The sequence below is a fragment of the Pantoea sp. Ep11b genome (assembly GCF_040783975.1).
Classification (GTDB): Bacteria; Pseudomonadota; Gammaproteobacteria; order Enterobacterales; family Enterobacteriaceae; genus Pantoea.
In genome coordinates this window covers 3,006,423-3,025,022 of record NZ_CP160631.1, presented here as the reverse complement: position 1 = coordinate 3,025,022, position 18,600 = coordinate 3,006,423, and the positions used below count along the sequence as shown (strand labels likewise).

Here is an 18,600-nt window from a genome sequence, read left to right as displayed (position 1 = left end):
TTTATGTTTATGGATTCAGTATATTAGCCAGTCTGGTGGAATAGAGGTTAAAAATGGCAGAACTCACGCAAGGCCGTGTAGACATTATCTCGCGCGAAAATGGCACGCTCATCTCGCAATCTGTTGGCGGTTCATCACAATCCATTAACCTCACCGAGCCCAGCGTCGTGCGCATCAATGGCACGCGCGCCCTGGTGACCCAGTATGAACGTCAGGGCAACGACCTGGTGCTGCACATGCGCGATGGCAGCACCGTTCGCTATCAGAAATTCTTTCTGGACGACGCTGATGGCCAGCACAGCGAGCTGGTGTTCGACGATGGCGTCAATCCGCCGGAACATGCGCTTTTCCCGCAGACTGCCGAGAGCGCTGAACTGGCATCCAGTTCGGTTACGCCTACCTATGAATCCCTGGACAGCGTAGAGCCGCTGCTGCTGGCCGATAACACCAATACCTCGATGGGCGTGATCACGGCGGGCGGTCTGGGCGTGCTGGGCTTAGCCGGACTGGCCGTGGGCTTAGGCGGTGGTGGTGGCGGCGGCGGTGGCGGGGGGAACGGTGGCGGCAGCGATCCCGGAACCCCGGTCACGCCAGGCACCCCCGCCATCACCCTGAACGCCTTTGCCGGCGATGGCGTGCTGGATAACGCCGAGAAAACCAGCGATCAGGTGGTGAGCGGCAGCACCAGCAATGTCGAAGCGGGCCAGATTGTCACCGTGACGCTGGGCGGTCAGACCTACAACACTACCGTCGGGGCGGACGGCAGCTGGAGCGTCACCATTCCGGCCGCCGCGCTGGCGGCCCTCCCGGCGGGCGCCACCACCATCGATGTCAGCGTCACCAACGGCGCAGGCACGACGGCGAATGGCAGCCTGCCCGTCACCGTGGCCGCACCGGATCCCGGCACGCCCGCCACGCCCGCTATCAGCCTCAATCCGTTTGCCGGCGACAATCTGCTGGATAACAACGAGAAAACCTCACCGCAGACCCTCTCCGGCAGCACCAGTAACGTCGAGGCCGGGCAGATCGTGACGGTCACCCTGGGCGGTCAGACCTATAACGCCACCGTGGGCGCAGATGGCAGCTGGAGTGTCTCCATTCCGGCCGCCGCGCTCTCCGCGCTGGCCGCAGGCAGCAGCACCATCAACGTCAGCGTCACCAGCGCCGCCGGCACCACGGCGTCCGCCAGCCTGGGCATTCAGGTGCAGGCCCCGGATACCACGCCTGGCGTGCCAGCCCTGACCATCGCGCCGTTTACCGGCGATGACGTGCTGAGCAACGCCGAAAAAACCACGCCGCAGACGCTCTCCGGCAGCACCAGCAACGTCGAGGCCGGACAGATCGTGACGGTCACCCTGGGCGGGCAGAGCTACAGCGGCAGCGTCGCGGCCGACGGCAGCTGGAGCATCACCGTGCCTGCCGATGCGCTGGCGGCACTCGCCTCCGGCACCACCACCGCCACGGCCACCGTCACCAGCCAGGCGGGCACCGTCGCCAGCGGCAGCCTGACCTTTACCGTCGAGGCACCGGTGACGCAGCCGGGCACGCCGGTTATCACCATCGATCAGTTTGCGGGGGATGACATCCTCAGCAACAGCGAGAAAAACAGCGACCAGCTGCTGAGCGGCAGCACCGCCAATGTGGAGGCGGGGCAGGTTGTGACCATCACGCTGGGCGATCAGACCTACAGTGCGGTGGTGGATGCGCAGGGCAACTGGAGCGTCACGCTCTCGTCTGCGGCGCTGAATACGCTGGCCGCCGGATCGCTCGCAATCTCCGCCGTCGTCACTAACCAGGCAGGCGCTCAGGCCAGCGAAAACCGCACCATCAGCGTTGATACGCCGGTGGTGACTGGCCCGCCAGCGATCACGCTGGATGACTTTACCGGCGACAACCAGCTGAGCAATGCCGAGAAGACCACCGACCAGACCGTGACCGGCAGCACCAGCAACGTGGAGCCGGGTCAGCTGGTGACGGTAACCCTGGGCGGACAGACATACAGCGGCACCGTGGACGCGCAGGGCAACTGGAGCGTGACGCTGCCCTCAGCGGCCCTGAGTGCGCTGGCGGCGGGCACGACGACCCTGACGGTGTCGGTCAGCAATGCGGCCGGTGACACCGCGACCAACAGCCTGCCGCTGAATGTCGAGGCCCCGGTCACGCAGGCGGGCGATCCTGTGATCACTATCGGTCAGTTTGCCGGGGATGACATCCTGAGCAATGACGAAAAAGGCACCACCCAGACGCTCTCCGGCACCACCACCAACGTCGAGGCGGGTCAGACGGTGACCGTCACCCTGGGCGGCCAGACTTACCTGGGCACCGTGGATGGCGATGGAAACTGGAGCGTGAGCATCCCGGCCGCCGCGCTGGGGGAGCTGCCTGCAGGTTCCAGCGCGATCGACGTATCGGTCAGCAACGCCGCGGGCGTCATCGCCACCGAAACCCGCGACATTGCGGTGGAGGCTCCGGCCACGCAGCCGGGCGAGCCGGGTCTTATCCTTGATAACTTCGCGGGCGATAACCTGCTGAGCAACGAAGAAAAAGCGGTCGGTCAGCCGGTCAGCGGCACGACCATCAATATTGAACCTGGTCAGATTGTCACGGTCACTCTGGGCGGGCAGACCTACAGCGCCAGCGTACAGAGTGATGGCAGCTGGAGCGTCACGGTGCCTTCAGAGGCTCTCAGCGCGCTGGCGGCAGGCAGCACCACGCTGACCGTTTCGGTCGCGAATGCGGCGGGCGACAGCGTTACCGCCACACTGCCGATCACCGTCGAGGCCCCGGCAACGCAGCCGGGCGCCGCTACCCTCACCATCGACGCCTTTGCCGTGGATGACATCCTCAGCAACAGCGAAAAAGCCAGCGATCAGCTGCTGAGCGGTGGCACGACCAACATCGGCGAAGGCCAGCAGGTCTCCATCACCCTGAACGGAGAACTCTTCACGGCTACGGTTGGCGCGGATGGCCGCTGGAGCGTCACGATCCCGGCCAGCTCGCTGGCGGCGCTGAACGCTGGCAGCGCAACCCTGAGCGCCACGGTCAGCGATCAGAACGGCACGGCGGTCAGCGAAACGCGTGACTTCCTGGTCGAGGCATCCGGCACCGCGCCCGGCGCGCCGACCCTGGTCATCAACGTTTTTGCCGGTGATAACATCCTCAGCAACGATGAGAAGCTGGAGGCGCAGGCAGTCTCCGGCAGCACGACTAACGTCGAGGCGGGCCAGCTTGTCACGGTGACGCTGGGCGGTCAGAGCTACAGCGGCACGGTCAACGCCGACGGCAGCTGGAATATCGCCATCCCGGCGGATGCGCTTGCCGCCCTGGCCGCCGGAACGGCCACTCTGGTGGCCACGGTCAGCAACGCGGCGGGAACCGCCGTCAGCGACAGCCTGCCGATCACCGTTGAGGCGCCGGTGACCCAGCCGGGCGAGCCCGTGATCACCATCAATCCGTTTGCCGGTGATGATGTGCTGAACAACGATGAGAAGAACAGCGAACAGCTGCTCAGCGGCACCACCTCGAATGTCGAGGCTGGTCAGATCGTGACGGTCACGCTGGGCGACCAGACATACAGCGCCACGGTCAACGGGGATGGCAGCTGGAGCCTGAACGTTCCCCCCAGCGCCCTGGCCGCTCTGGCGGCGGGAAGTGTGACCATCAGTGCCAGCGTCACCACCCAGGCCGGGATCGTAGCGAATGAAGATCGGGCGATTGTGGTAGAGACCCCGTCACAACCGGGCACACCGGCGATCGCGATCGCCATCTTTGCGGGTGATGACCTGCTCGATAACAGCGAGAAAGCGCTGGATCAGACCCTCTCCGGCAGCACCAGCAATGTGGAGGCGGGCCAGACGGTCCTGATAACGCTCGGCGGCCAGAACTACAGCAGCACGGTCAACGCCGACGGCAGCTGGAGCCTGTCGATCCCCTCTGCGGCGCTCAGCGCCCTGGCGGCGGGCACCGCCACCATCGCGGTCAGCGTTTCGACGGCAGCGGGGCTTCAGGCGACCAACAGCCGCGACATCAATGTGGAGCCCGCGCCAGGACAGCCGGGTGTTATCACGATCACCGAACCTGTCAGCCTGGATGGCTTCCTCAACCTGCAGGAGCTGAGCAGCGACCTGGTTATCAACGGCTCTGCGGTGGGTGTCAATCCGGGACAGGCGGTGCTGGTTGATTTCAACAACAGCACCTACAGCGCGGTGGTGAATAGCAACGGGTTCTGGAGCATCACCGTACCGGCGGGCGATCTTGCGGGGATCACCGACGGCATCAAACTGATTTCGGCGACGACCACCGACGCCACCGGCGCGCTGCTGACTGACGCCGCCCAGCTGAACGTGGTGGTGAACACGCTGCCACAGATTACGCTGGCAGAGAGCGCGATCAGCGATGGCGTTCTCAATCAGCTGGAGGCGGGCAGCGATCTGCTGATCGGCGGCAGCACCGGGAAAGCCGTGGCGGGCCAGCGGGTCGAGCTGCAGCTTAACGGCAGAACCTACAGCACCACCGTCAACGATGACGGAAGCTGGAGCCTGTCGCTGCCAGCGGGCGATCTGGCTCTGCTGCCGCAGGGTGCCAACAGCCTGACGGTCACGGCGATCGATGAGGCGGGCAACCGCGTGGACGAGACGCTGAACTTCAGCGTCAATACGCTGCCGCCGGTTCTGATTGTGGGGGAGATCGCGGGCGGCGATGGCATCCTCAACAGCCTTGAAGTGGCGGCAGGCGTGCCGGTCAGCGGTTCAGGTGCCCGGCCGGGCGAGGTCGTTTCTGTTTCGCTTAACAACCAGACCTACACCGCTACCGTGGATGGGGAAGGCAGCTGGCGTGTGGATTTGCCTGCGAGCGCGCTACAGGCGCTGGCCGATGGCAGCAGCTATCCGCTGACCATAACGCTGACCGACGCCAGCGGTAACACGGCTTCGCAGACCGAAACCCTGACGGTCAGCACGCAGCTTCCGGTGGCGACCGTTAATGCGCCGGGCGGCGATGGCGTACTGACCAACAGTGAACTGACGGTGCCCCTGCAGATCAGCGGCACCGGTCAGCCAGGCGACAGCGTGTCGGTGACGCTCAATGGCAAAACCTACAGCGCCCTGGTCGGCGATGACGGCAACTGGAACGCCGTCGTGCCAGTTGCCGATCTGGCTACGCTGCCGAATCAGACCCTGCCGGTGACGGTCACAGTGACCGATCCAGCCGGGAACAGCAGCACCCGGAGCAGCGAACTGCGGGTGGCGACGGCGTTGCCGTCGCTGACGCTGAACGATCCCGCCCCGGATGGGGTGATCAACGTCGAAGATGCCCGGCAGCCGCTGATCGTCAGCGGAACCGGCGATGAAGGGGATATCGTTCGTGTCACCCTGAACAACCTGACCTACTCGGCTGTCGTGGCACAGGATGGCAGCTGGAGCGTGACCCTTCCGGCCGCCGACCTGACCCGTGTGCCTGACGGCACGCAGCTGATATCGGTCGTGGCGACAGACGCCGATGGCAACAGCACCCAGACCGGCAGTTCGCTGACCTTTGCGACCACACCGCCGCTGCTGGAGCTTTCTGTGCCAGCCAGTGATGGCTATATCAACATCGTGGAACACACCCAGGATCTGGTGATTGACGGACGTGGCGGCGCGCAGGGCAACCTGGTCAGCGTGACGTTCAACGGTGAAACCTACACGGCGACCGTGGGCACTGATGGCCTCTGGAGCGTGACGGTGCCTGCCGCGATCGTCAGCCAGCTGGGCGATGCGAACTATCCGATTAACGTGGTGCTCAGCGACGCCTATGGAAACAGCAGCACGCTGAGCTCCGGCGTCACTGTGCTGGCGGAGAACCCGCCGGTGCTGACCATCAATGCCGTCACCGGCGATAACCAGGTCGACAGCGCCGAACAGCTGACGGACATTCTGGTAACGGGCAGTGTCACCAACGTTCCGGCAGGCCAGCCGGTACTCCTGACCATTAACGGTCAGTCTTACGATGGCGTCGTCCGGGCTGACGGCAGCTGGGTTGTCACGCTGCCCGCCGGATCGCTGGGCGCGGCGGGGGATAAACCCTTTACCGTGGCGATTTCGGACCTGGCCGGTAACCCGGCGCAGCCTTCCGGCGGACAGCTCACTGTCGTCGTCTCCGCAGAACCGCTGCTCTCGATTGCGCCAGTCAGCGATGATGGCACGCTGAATGCGCTGGAAGCGGAGAGTGATCTTATCCTTAGCGGTGCATCGGCGAACCTGCCTGCGGGCAGCCCGATCAGCGTAACCCTGGTGCCGGGCGGGACGGTTTACACCACCCTGACCGATGAAAACGGTGCCTGGACGCTGAGCATACCGGCCGCCGATCTGGCGACGCTGCCGCAGGGCACGCTCACCGTGACTGCGTCGTCAGGTGGCGTGCAGACCAGCCAGTCGCTGCTGGTGGCGACCTTACCGCCAGCCGCTCCGCAGGTCGACACGCCCTTTACCGACGGCGTCCTCAATACGGCGGAAGCCAGCGTGGCGCAGACGCTGACCGGGTCCGTTGAACCCGGTCAGGCGGTCAGCGTGACCCTGGGCGGTATCAGCTATCCGGCCACGGTTGAGGCGAACGGCAACTGGAGCGTGACGCTGCCGCCGTCCGTACTTCAGGCGCTGGCGCAGGGCAGCAACCCGATTACCGTGACGGTCACGGATGTCGCGGGCAACAGCAACAGCATCAGCGTACCGCTGACGGTCGATACCGGACTGCCGGTGCTGACCGTCGATCCGATTGCCACCGATGGCATCATCAGCGCGGCGGAAGCGGCAGCCGATCTGACCATCAGCGGTACCGTGACGCCAGGCAGCAGCGTCAGCCTGACGCTGAACGGAGCGTCCTATGACGCGGTGGTGGACGCTGCTGGTCGCTGGACCGCCACGCTGCCCTCTGCCGACCTGCAGTCGCTGAACGATGGACGTTACGATCTCAACGTGACCGTGACCACGGCGAACGGCAATGTGGCTACCACGCCGTTCCCGGTGACCGTCGACACCGCCGCCCCGGACTTCAGTCTGAATGCGCCTGCCGGGGATGGCATCCTGAATAACGCCGAGCAGGCCGCCGGCTTCAGCTTCAGCGGGTCGGGAAGCGCGGGCGACCGCGTCAGCGTGACGCTGAATGGCGTGACCTACACCGGCACGGTTGACGAGGCGGGTAACTGGTCACTGCCGGTGCCGCCTGCGGCGCTTGCCGGACTGACCAATGGCAGCAGCTATCCGGTGGTGGTGACCGTGACCGATGCCATCGGGAACAGCAACAGCCAGAACAGCGTGCTGACGGTAGACACCACGCTGCCGCCGCTGGCCGTCGCCCCGATCGGCGGGGACAATGCCCTGAACAGCAGCGAAGTCCTGCAACCGCTGCAGGTAAGCGGCAGCGGTCAGAATGGCGACATTGTTACCGTTCAGCTTAATGACCAGCTTTACAGCACCACCGTCGGCGTGAATGGTCAGTGGTCGCTGCAGATTGCGCCTGAGGCGCTGGCTGCGCTGCCGCCGGGTACGGTGCCTGTCACCGTGACCGAAACCAGCACGAACGGCAACCAGAGCAGCCAGGTGGTGGATCTGAACGTCGCTACCGCGCCGGAGATACAGCCGGTGCTGAGTGTCGACAGCAGCACCTTTGCCGGAGACGGCATCGTCACGGCGGCCGAGCAGCTGCAGCCGATTACGGTCAGCGGCAGCAGCAGTAACGTCGAGCCGGGGCAGCAGGTCATCCTCTCCCTGAATGGCACCGACTACAGCGGGGTCGTCGGGGCCAGCGGCAACTGGCGTATTATTCTGCCTGCGGGTGCGCTGGCGGAGCTGGGTGAGGGCAGTCAGAGCCTGAGCGTCAGCGTGATCAACGCCGTGGGGAACAGCACCAGCAGCCAGCTTGATTTCACGGTCGACACTACCCTGCCGTCGCTGGCGCTGGCGCCGATCAGCGGCGACAACTACCTCAGCGCGCTGGAGCGGGGTGAGCCTGTCGCGGTCAGCGGCAGCACCAGCGGCCTGCCTGCGGGCACGCTAATCACCGTGGTCGCCAGCGGCGCCACGGCCAGCACGACGGTAAATGCCGATGGCAGCTGGAGCCTGACGCTGCCGCCGGAAACCTTCAGCACAGCGGCGGATGGCCCGCTGACGATTACCGCGACCGCCAGCGACGTTAACGGAGTGACGCTGGCAACCGGCGACGCCACCCTGACCGTCGTGGCCAGCGCCCTGCCGGTCGCCACACCGGGCGTGGCCTTTACGGATGGCATTCTCAACGCTGAGGAAGCCGCTGCCGGTGGCGCGATCGCCGGCAACACCGGCGTGACGGGCGACGGCCAGACCGTCAGCATCACCCTGGGCGGGATCAGCTACAGCGGCACGGTCGATGCCGCAGGCAACTGGCAGGTGGCGCTTCCGCCACAGGCGCTGGCTGCGCTGCCCCAGGGCAGCACCCCTTACACCGTGGAGGTCAGCGATGTCGCGGGCAACAGCAGTCAGGCCGGGGGGACGCTGCAGGTCGATACGCTGCCGCCGGCGCTGAACTTTATCACCCCGTCCGATGGCATCATCAACGCGGTGGAGAGTCAGCAGCCGCTGACGCTGAGCGGCAGCAGCGACGGCAATGCGCTGATCGTGGCCAGCTTCAATGGCACCACCCTGAGCACCACCGCTGACATCAACGGCAACTGGTCGCTGGCGCTGCCCGCCACTGTTTACAGCGGGCTGGGCAACGGCAGCTATCCGCTGACGGTCACCGCCACCGATGAAGCCGGAAACAGCACCACCAGCAGCCGCGATCTGACGCTGAAAGTGGGGGCGGGCACGCTGCCCACCCTGACGCTGGATGCCTTTGCCGGTGACAACGTGGTGGATGGCGCGGAACGCCTGACCGATCAGCGTCTGACCGGCACCACCACCAACGTCGAATCGGGCCAGCTGGTCACGCTGGCGTTCGACGGTACGGTTTACAGCGGCGTCGTGCAGGCCAGCGGGGCATGGAGCCTGATCGTGCCAGCCGGTGCGCTGGCCGCCCTTGCCGATGGCAGCGCCACCTTCACCGTGGCCGTCAGCGATGCGGCGGGCAACACCACCACCCGTGATCTGACCTTCGACGTCAACAGCAACGCCTCTGGCCTGTCGCTTGACGCCATCAGCGGTGACAACTACCTGAATGCGCTGGAGCTGGGTCAGCCGCTGATCGTCACCGGCAGCGCCGTCAACGTGCCGCAGGGCGATCTGGTTACGCTGCTGTTCAACAGTGTCAGCTACACCGCCCAGGTGTCGGCCGACGGCCGCTGGAGCGTTATCGTTCCGGCTGAGGCGCTGACGGCGCTGGCTGACGGCCCTTACACGCTGACGGTCACGGCGACGGACAGCGGGGGGGCGGCCCTGAGCAGCGAAGCCTCGCTCAGCGTGCTGACCACGCCGCCGGCACCCCAGATTGTGTCGGCCTTCGGTGACGGCACGCTCAACAGCAGCGAGATCGCCACCGCCCAGACGCTGAGCGGCACCACGGGCATCACAGGCGACGGTCAGACGGTCAGCGTGCTGCTGAATGGCCTCACCTACACCGGCACGGTCGACAGCAACGGCAACTGGCAGGTCAGCGTGCCCGCCACGGCGCTGGCCGATCTGCCGGAAGCGGTGGTGGACTACACCGTGACGGTTCAGGATGCCGCCGGGAACAGCGGCAGCAGCCAGGGCAGCGTGACGGTCGATCTGACGCCACCGACCCTGACCCTGAATGCCGTCGCGGATGACAACATCGTCAATATCGCTGAAAGCCTTGCCCCGATTGAACTGAGTGGCAGCAGCAGTGCGGAGGCCGGACAGCGGGTCACCGTGACCCTGAATAATCAGATTTGGACCACCACCGTGGGCCAGGATGGCGACTGGAGCCTGACGCTGCCTGCCGGGGCGCTGGCGGGCATTCCGGCCGGGGCCTATATCCTGACGGTAACGGTCAGTGATGCGGCAGGCAATCCGGTGACTGAAACGCGCGAGATCAGCGTGGCGACCGGCGACCTCGCGATCAGCCTTAACACCCCGTTTGGCGACGGCTATCTCAACCTGGCCGAGTCGGCGCTCAGCCAGACGCTGAGCGGCACCACCGGCGTCGCGGGCAGCGGCCAGTCGGTAACGGTAACGCTGGGCGGAAATGATTACTCTGCGACGGTGGATGCGCAGGGCAACTGGACACTGACCTTAACGCCGGAACAGCTGCAGTTACTGGCCCCGGGCGTCAATGATCTGGTGGTCACGGCCAGCGATGCCGCCGGTAACAGCGGGTCGCTGACCCGCGCGGTGACGGTGGATCTGACGCCACCGACGCTGACCCTGAATCCGATGGGCGGTGACAACATCATCAACTCACTGGAGGTGCTGGAACCCGTCACCATCAGCGGCAGCGCGTCGGTCGGGGATGCCGGACAGACCGTGACCGTCAGCTTCCAGAATGTGGATTACACCACCCTGGTACTCTCTGACGGCAGCTGGCAGGTCACGCTGCCCGCCAGCGTCCTTCAGGGGCTGGCAGACGGCAACTATCCGGTTGAGGTGACGCTGACGGATGCGGCGGGCAACCCGACCACGGTGCCGCAGACCCTGACGCTTGCTGCGGACAGCGCGAATCTGCCTGCCCTGACCATCGATCCCATCAGTGGCGATAACTTCCTGAATCAGGCCGAAGCGCAGCAGGATCTGGCTATCAGCGGCGGCAGCACCAACCTGGCGACAGGCCAGCTGGTGACGGTTACGCTGAACGGGATCCAGTACAGCGGCACGGTCGACGGAGAGGGACTCTGGACGGTGACCGTTCCTGCCGCCGATCTCGCTAATCTGCCGGATGGCGACCAGCTGCTGGTGGTGGTCTCCGCCGATGCATCGGGCAATCCGGCCAGCAGCAGCGCCTCGCTGGTCGTGCTGGCCAGTGATCAGGTTCAGCCGACGCTGACGCTCGATGTGGTGGCCGGGGATGATGTGATCAATGCGATTGAGGCCGCCGCGGATGTGGTGGTCAGCGGCGCCAGTACCCGGCTGGCCGCCGGCACGCAGGTCACGGTATCGTTTAACGGCAATGATTACACCACCACACTCGACGCTGACGGCAACTGGAGCGTAACGGTGCCGTCCGGCGCCTTTACCGGCCTGGCGTCCGGCAGCACGCAAACCTTTACCGTCACGGCCAGCGACGCGGCCGGTAATCCGGCCACCGTCAGCCAGGAGGTCAGCTTCATTACCACCCCACCTGCACTGACCGGCATCACGGTCAGCGCAGGTGATATCCTGGACGTGGCGGAATCGCTCCAGGATCTCACCATCGGGGGCACCACCACTGGTGGCCTGCCGGTCACGGTGACGCTCAATAACGTCAGCTACACCACCACGGCCGCGGAGGACGGCAGCTGGTCGGTCACGATACCCACCGCCGATCTGCAGCAGCTGGCGGATGGCACGAACGGCATCAGCGTGTCGGTCACCGACGCCGCGGGCAATGTCACGACGAACAGCGATCTGTCGATCGACGTGGCGATTAATGCGCCGCCCGCCCTGACCCTGCAGACGCCGTTTGGCGATGCGCTGGTCAGTGACGCCGATATTGCAGGGTCGCTGACGCTGAGTGGCGGCAGCACCAACCTGGCGGAAGGCACCGTACTGAGCATCACTGTCGGTTCGCAGCCGTTCAGCACCACTACCGATGCCAGCGGCAACTGGACGCTTACACTGGATCCGGACGCGCTGGACGCGCTGGTCGATGGGGTGACGCAGGTGGTGGTCACCGCCACAGATGCGGCCGGCAATCCGGCGCAGGTAACCGCAGACGTGGAGGTCCTGAGGACACCTCCGGTTTCCGCCGTTTTCACCGATATTCTGTTTGGTGACAACATCATCAACATTACGGAAGCGGGTGTGGTTCAGCAGGTCACCGGCACCTCAACGGTGGTGGCCGGTCAGACCCTGAGCGTCACGGTGGGCGATCAGAACATCCCGCTGGCAGTCACGGTTGACGCCAGCGGGAACTGGAGCGCCAGCCTGACGCCGGAGGTGATCGCCAGCCTGGGCGCCGGTGTGCACACGCTGACCCTGGTGACGACCGACCGCGCAGGCAACACCAGCCAGCTGAGCAAAACCTTCACCTCGGCACTGACGCCACTGGCGGAGCCGACGCTGGATACGCCCTTCACCGATGGCCGTATCAATGCCGCAGAGGCGGCCGAGGGCGGTTTCCTGACCGGGGCCGTGAACAGTCAGGATGCCGAGAGCGTGACGGTGACCATCAATGGCACGCGCTATGACGCGGAACTGAGTGCAGACAGGACGCGCTGGACGCTCGACCTCTCTCCAGCCCTGCTGCAGAGCCTGCCGGACGGTAACTGGCCGGTCAGCGTGACGGTCACCTCCGCCAGTGGCAACAGCGCCAGCATCAACGGCACGGTGCTGGTGGCCATCAACACGCTGCCGGATGTCACACTGAATCTGCCGTTTGGCGACGGGGCGCTCAACGTGGCCGAGGCGCTCAATCCGCAGGTTCTGACGGGATCCACCGGTATTACCGGTGCCGGACAGACGGTGGCGGTGCTGATCTCAGGTTTCAACGACAATGAGCCACTGGCCGCCACGGTGCAGAACGATGGCAGCTGGTCGCTGACGCTCTCGCCAGATCAGTTAGCGACCTTTACCACCGGCAGCCACACCATCACCGTGACCGCGACAGACATCGCCGGTAACAGCGACAGCACCGCGCTGAACGTGGTGACGGCGGTTACCCTGCCGGTACCGACCTTTAGTCCGGACACCTTTGGCGGCGATAACCAGCTGAACATCAGCGAAGCCGCGGCCGGGGTCACTCTGACCGGTACTACCGGCAGCACCGGGGCAAATCAGGCGGTCAGCATTACCGTTGACCTCAACGGCAGCCGCTATTCCGGTACGGTGGATACGGACGGCAACTGGACGGTGGACATTCCGGCCAATGCCCTGAATTCGCTGACGAATGGCGCGCAGACGCTGACGGTTAACGTCGTGGATGCGGCGGGCAACAGCGCATCAGCGCAGCTGCCGTTCTTCGCCAGCTTCATCGCACCGAAACCGGTGGTCAGCCCGGATTTCCTGGGTAGCTATGTGAATGCTGATGAGGCTGCCGCCGGGATTAACCTGAGCGGCACGACCGGCAAGGCGGAGCCGAATCAGCGCGTCGAGCTGACGCTGGGGGGCGAACGCTACACCACCACGGCCGATAGCAGCGGTAACTGGGCGGTGCCGCTGACAGCGGACCAGCTTTCGGCGCTGACGGATGGCACCTATCCGGTCACCATCACGGTCACCGATGGCGCGGGTAACAGCGCGACGATTAACAGCTCGCTGGTGCTCGACACCACGCCGCCGGTGCTCAGCATCACGGACTTTACCGGCGACAACGTGCTGAATTACGGCGAGAGCATTCAGCCGCAGCTGCTCAGCGGCACGGCGACTGGTGCCGAACCGGGAACTGTGGTGACGGTTTCGCTGAATGACACGCTGCTTGGCACCGCGATTGTGGCGGCCAACGGCAGCTGGAGCGTGACGCTGACGCCAGAGCAGATGGCGACCTTTGGCACTGCCACAACCCTGAATCTGACGGTGACCGATCTGGCCGGCAATACCGGCACGGGCTCGGTCAGCCTGGCGGTCGATCTGACGCCTCCGCCAGGGCCGCTGGTGACGCTGGGCACCGTCTCGGGTGACAACATTATCAGCACCCAGGATCTGGCGGGCGGGGTGGTCGTGAGCGGCACCTCATCCGGGCTGGGTGCCGGTGGCGTGGTCACGGTGGTGATCGCGGGGCTGGATTACAGCACCACGCTGGATGCGCAGGGCAACTGGTCAACGGCGGCCCTGCCGGTCAGCGCGTTTGGGGAGGCGGACGGCAGCGTGACGATCACGGTGAATGCCACTGACGGCACCACGCCGGTCAGCACCAGCGGAGATATTCTGATCGACCTGACGCCACCGGCGCTGTTTATCAATAACTTTGCCGACGATAACCAGGTGAACAGCAGTGAAAGCGGTGTCAGCCAGGTCATCAGCGGCACCACCGACGCCAGCGAAGCGGGCCGCCAGGTCACCGTCACCTTCGATAATCAGACCTACAGCGCCGTTGTGCAGAGCGACGGCAGTTGGTCCACCACCGTACCCGCCAGCGCCATGCAGGCGCTGACCGACGGCTCGACGCTGGTGATCACCGCGCAGCTCACCGATCTGGCGGGCAACGTGGGCACAGCCAGCCAGCCGGTCACGGTGAATACCTCTGCGCCGCTGGTGCAGGTGGATGCATTCCTGGGCGACAACCTGATCAACGCCGCTGACCTGGTGACCAGTCAGGTGCTGACCGGCAGTGCGCAGGGGGCCGAGGGCCAGACGATCGCTCTCTACCTGGGCGATGCGGCGCCTCTCGCCACCGCGACCGTCGGTGCGGATGGACGCTGGAGCCTTAACCTGACGCCGGAGGTGCTGGCGGGCCTGACGGAAGGTGTGCTGGTGTTTGGCGTGCGGGTCAGTGACGGCGCCGGAAACCAGACAGACGCCACGCTGACGGTCAACAAAGTGGTCAACAGCGCGCTGACGCTGGTGGTCGATTCGGTGTTTGGCGACGGCACGCTCAGCGCGCTGGACGCCACCGTGGCGCAGACGATTTCCGGGGTGGCGACCTCGGCGGGCGTGGGCGCGACCGTGTCGGTGCTGCTGGGCGGAACCACGCTCTCCGCCAGCGTAGGTCAGGATGGAAAATGGGCCATCGTGGTGCCGCCGTCGGTGCTGGGTCTGTTGGGCGATGGCAATCTGGCGTTTAACGTGACCCTGACGGATGGCGCGGGCAACACCCGTACCGTGGGGGAATCCGTGACGTCGATTGTCAATGCGGTGCCGGTGGTGGGTGAGCTTACCGGGCTGTTTGGCGGCGATAACCTGCTGAACATCGCGGAAGCCGCGGCCGGGCAGCTGGTCGGCGGCGTGATCCAGAATGCGGCGGCCGGTTCGCAGGTCACGGTTACCTTTGGCAGCAAGAGCTACACCACTACGGTGCAGGCGGGCGGGGCCTGGAGCGTAAACCTGCCGGCCAGCGATCTGACCGCACTGCTCGATGGCAACCTGACGCTGGGCGTCAGCGTCCGGGATGCGGCCGGCAACGTGGCCTCCGGCAGCACAACCATCGGTGTCTTTACCCAGGCGCCGTCGGTTTCGCTGACGTCGCTGTTTGGTGATGGCGTGCTGAACCTGGCCGACATCGCCACCAGCCAGGTGATCAGTGGCGTGGTGACCAACGTTGCCCAGGGCGCCACGGTGACGCTCACGGTCGGCAACAGCCAGGTCACCGCGACGGTGGGTGCGGGCGGGGCGTTCAGTGCCACGGTCACGCCGGATATTCTGGGCACGCTGGCGCAGGGCAACCTGACCGTCGGCGCGTCGGTGACGGACGCGGCGGGCAACACCGCGTCCACCAGCGCCGGGTTCCGGGTCGATACGCTGCTGCCGACCATCACCATTAATCCGCTGTTTGGCGACGGTCTGCTGAATGTGGCAGACGCGCTGCTCGCGCAGACGGTGGGTGGAGTAATTGGCGGCGCGGAAGCGGGATCGCGCGTGGTGGTTTCTGTCGGCGCGCAGCAGTTTGTCACGTCGACCGATGTGAACGGCAACTTCAATGTTCCGCTGTCGCCAGCCCTGCTGCAGGGGCTGGCGGATGGCACGCTGACGGTCGGCGTCAGCGTAACCGACAGCGCCGGTAACACCAGCAGCGCGAATGCCACCGCCCTGGTCGGCATCCACACTCTGCCAAAAGTCACGCTGAATCCGCTATTCGGGGATGGCGTGCTGAACCTGGCGGAATCGCTGGTGACGCAGACCATCAGCGGCACCGTTTCCGGGGTCGCAGCAGGCAGCCGCGTCACGCTGGCGATTGGCAATACCACCGCCACGGCGCTGGTCAACGCAGACGGCAGCTTCTCAACGACGGTGTCGCCAGCGGTGCTCTCGACGCTGCTGAACGGTAACTTCACCGTCAGCGCGTCGGTGACCGACCTGGTCGGCAACGTCAGCAGCACCAGCGCGGGCGTTTCGCTGGGGCTGGTTCAGCCCACGCTCTCCGTCAATACGGTGTTTGGCGATGGCGTGCTGAGCGCGGCGGATCTGGCCTCTAACCAGACGCTGAGCGGCACCTCCAGCCTCTCTGCAGGCTCTGTGGTCAGCGCCACGCTGAATGGCCTGACCTACACCACCAAAGTGGTCAGCGGCGGAAACTGGAGCATCAGCGTACCGAAGGCGGATCTGACGGCGATCACCGATGGCACGAAGACCGTCACGGTGACCGGTACGGACGCCTACGGCAACGTGGTCAACAGCAGCGGTACACTCAGCGTCATCAGTCAGTCGACGCCGGTGGTCGCCATTACCTCACTGTTTGGCGACAGTGCCCTGAGCGCCGTGGATGTGAAAACGGCCCAGACCATCAGCGGCACCGCCAGCAACGCCGAGGGATCGGTGGTGCGGGTGACGCTGGGCGGCCAGACCTACAGCACCACGGTCAGCAGCAACGGCAACTGGAGCCTCTCCGTGCCGGCGGCTAACCTCGCCGCCATCGCGGATGGCCTGCAGACCGTGACCGCCAGCGTGGTCAACGGCGCAGGCAGCACCGGTACAGTGTCGTCGTCGCTGGCGGTGGTGAGCCACACGCTGCCGACGGTGAGCGTGAACAGCTTCTTTGGCGGCGATGGTTACCTCAACATCGCGGAAGCAAACAGCGGTGAAATCATCCGGGGAAGCAGCACCAACGCGGTGGGCGGCAGGGTCACGGTTAACGTGGCGGGTGCGGTTCTCACCACCACGGTCGGGGCGGATGGCACATGGAGCGTCACCGTGCCGTCAGCGACGCTGAAAGGGATCGCGGACGGCAGTCATCCGCTGACCGTGACGGTGGCGGATATCGGTGGCAACACCGCGACCAGCAACAGCACCTTTACCGCGCTGTCGCATAACCAGCCGCTGGTCGGGGTCGATCCGGTGCTCAGCCTGGTCGGTTCTGCGCTCTATGGCCTGGTGGTGCAGGGCGGTTCGCTGAATGCGGCCCAGGGCTCGAAAGTCAGTGTGACGCTGCTGCTCTCCAACGGCAGTAACGGACCAACGCTGACGACCACGACCGATGCGCTGGGACGTTACGCCGTTAACTTCTCACCGTCGCTGCTGTCGGTTGGCGGTCTGCTGCTGTCGCTGAATACCCTGGCCAAAGTCTCGATTGTCGATGCGGCCGGAAACAGCTACACCACCACCAACACCCTGATCCTGGGCTCGCTGCTGCCGGTGACGCTGGCGGCAACCGAGTCGGTTGCCCTGTTCTCGGTGGTGGATGACAGCGCCACGCTCGCCAGTGTCGGCTCTGAGACGCAGCACACGGCCAGCACCAGCGGCGAGGAGAGCAGCGCCACGGTGGCGGTAGCCTCCACGCTGGTCACGGAGGCGGATAGCGTGACGCCGGTCAGCAGCAGCGAAACCGCTCCGGTCAGTGAGACCGTGGCGGCAGTGGCCGCAGACCCGGCCCCGGCAGAGGAGGTGGGCTACACCATCGGCGGCGTGGTGATCACGCTGGCAGATGGCAGCACGGCAGAAGGCGCCTCGGTGGTCGGCAGCAGCGGTGCGGATATCGTGACGGTCAGCGACCTTAACTTTACCCACATCGACGGCGGTGCAGGCACCGATACCCTGGTGCTTAACGGTGAGAATCTCACGCTGGATCTCACCGCGCTGGGCCTGAAGGTCGAACACATTGAGGTACTCGACCTGGGCAGAACCGGCACCAACGCCGTGAAGCTCGATCTCAATGAGGCACTCAACATCACGGATAAACAGAGTGACGATCTGCTGATCAAAGGGGCGGATGGCAGCCAGGTGACGCTGGCGAACAGCAACGGCGGGATCTGGGAAGTCAGCGGCGAGCGCACGGTGGAGGGCAGAGTCTTTGAGATCTACCACAACTCGGCACTGAGCAGCGATAACACGCTGGGGGATGTGCTGGTGCAGCAGAATCTGCAGGTTCACGTCGTGTAACGACCCCGAACGCTGACAGAGTAAGGGACGAAGCGGGTGCGAAAGCACCCGCTTTTTTGCGTGTCTTCATCCCGGCACTTTCCAGACTATCGCCACTATCCATCAACAGCCTGAAAGTTTAGGGTAAGCGCAGCAAACGGCATCGCACCAGGGGGCCCGTTCCGGCGCTCTGTATCAGCGGCCCGCGCTGACAGGTCAGACGGTTCCGGAAGCGTGACAGAGGGTGCTGTTGCCTGTTTCAGGTGGCTGATTCAGAACGGCGTCACGCGATCACTACAGACCCGCTTAAACAGCGGCTGACGCCGTCTGCGGCACGCCCGGGATCAAACGCGAATACATTAATAAAATCACTGCCTGCTGCGCCGTACTGTTCACTCAGCCTGGCGGCATGTGAGGCTGGCAGGTGGCTATATTTCAGCCATCCGGCAGAAATATCAAAGATTTCATCTGTTTTTAGCAGGAATCTGCGCGTGAAATGATCTAATAATGTTAAAGGTCGTGGAGCGTCTGACTTGCGACCCATAAATAAAAT

At 64.9% G+C, this 18,600-nt stretch carries 1 protein-coding gene; it reads left to right on the top strand.

Going from position 1 to position 18,600, the window contains the following annotated elements:
* The first annotated feature begins 53 nt into the window (after positions 1 to 53).
* The gene (locus AB1748_RS14170) at positions 54 to 18,068 is read left to right on the top strand and encodes an Ig-like domain-containing protein (RefSeq protein WP_367395655.1); all 18,015 of its coding nucleotides are present in this window, start codon (positions 54 to 56) and stop codon (positions 18,066 to 18,068) included.
* Positions 18,069 to 18,600: the final 532 nt, after the last annotated feature.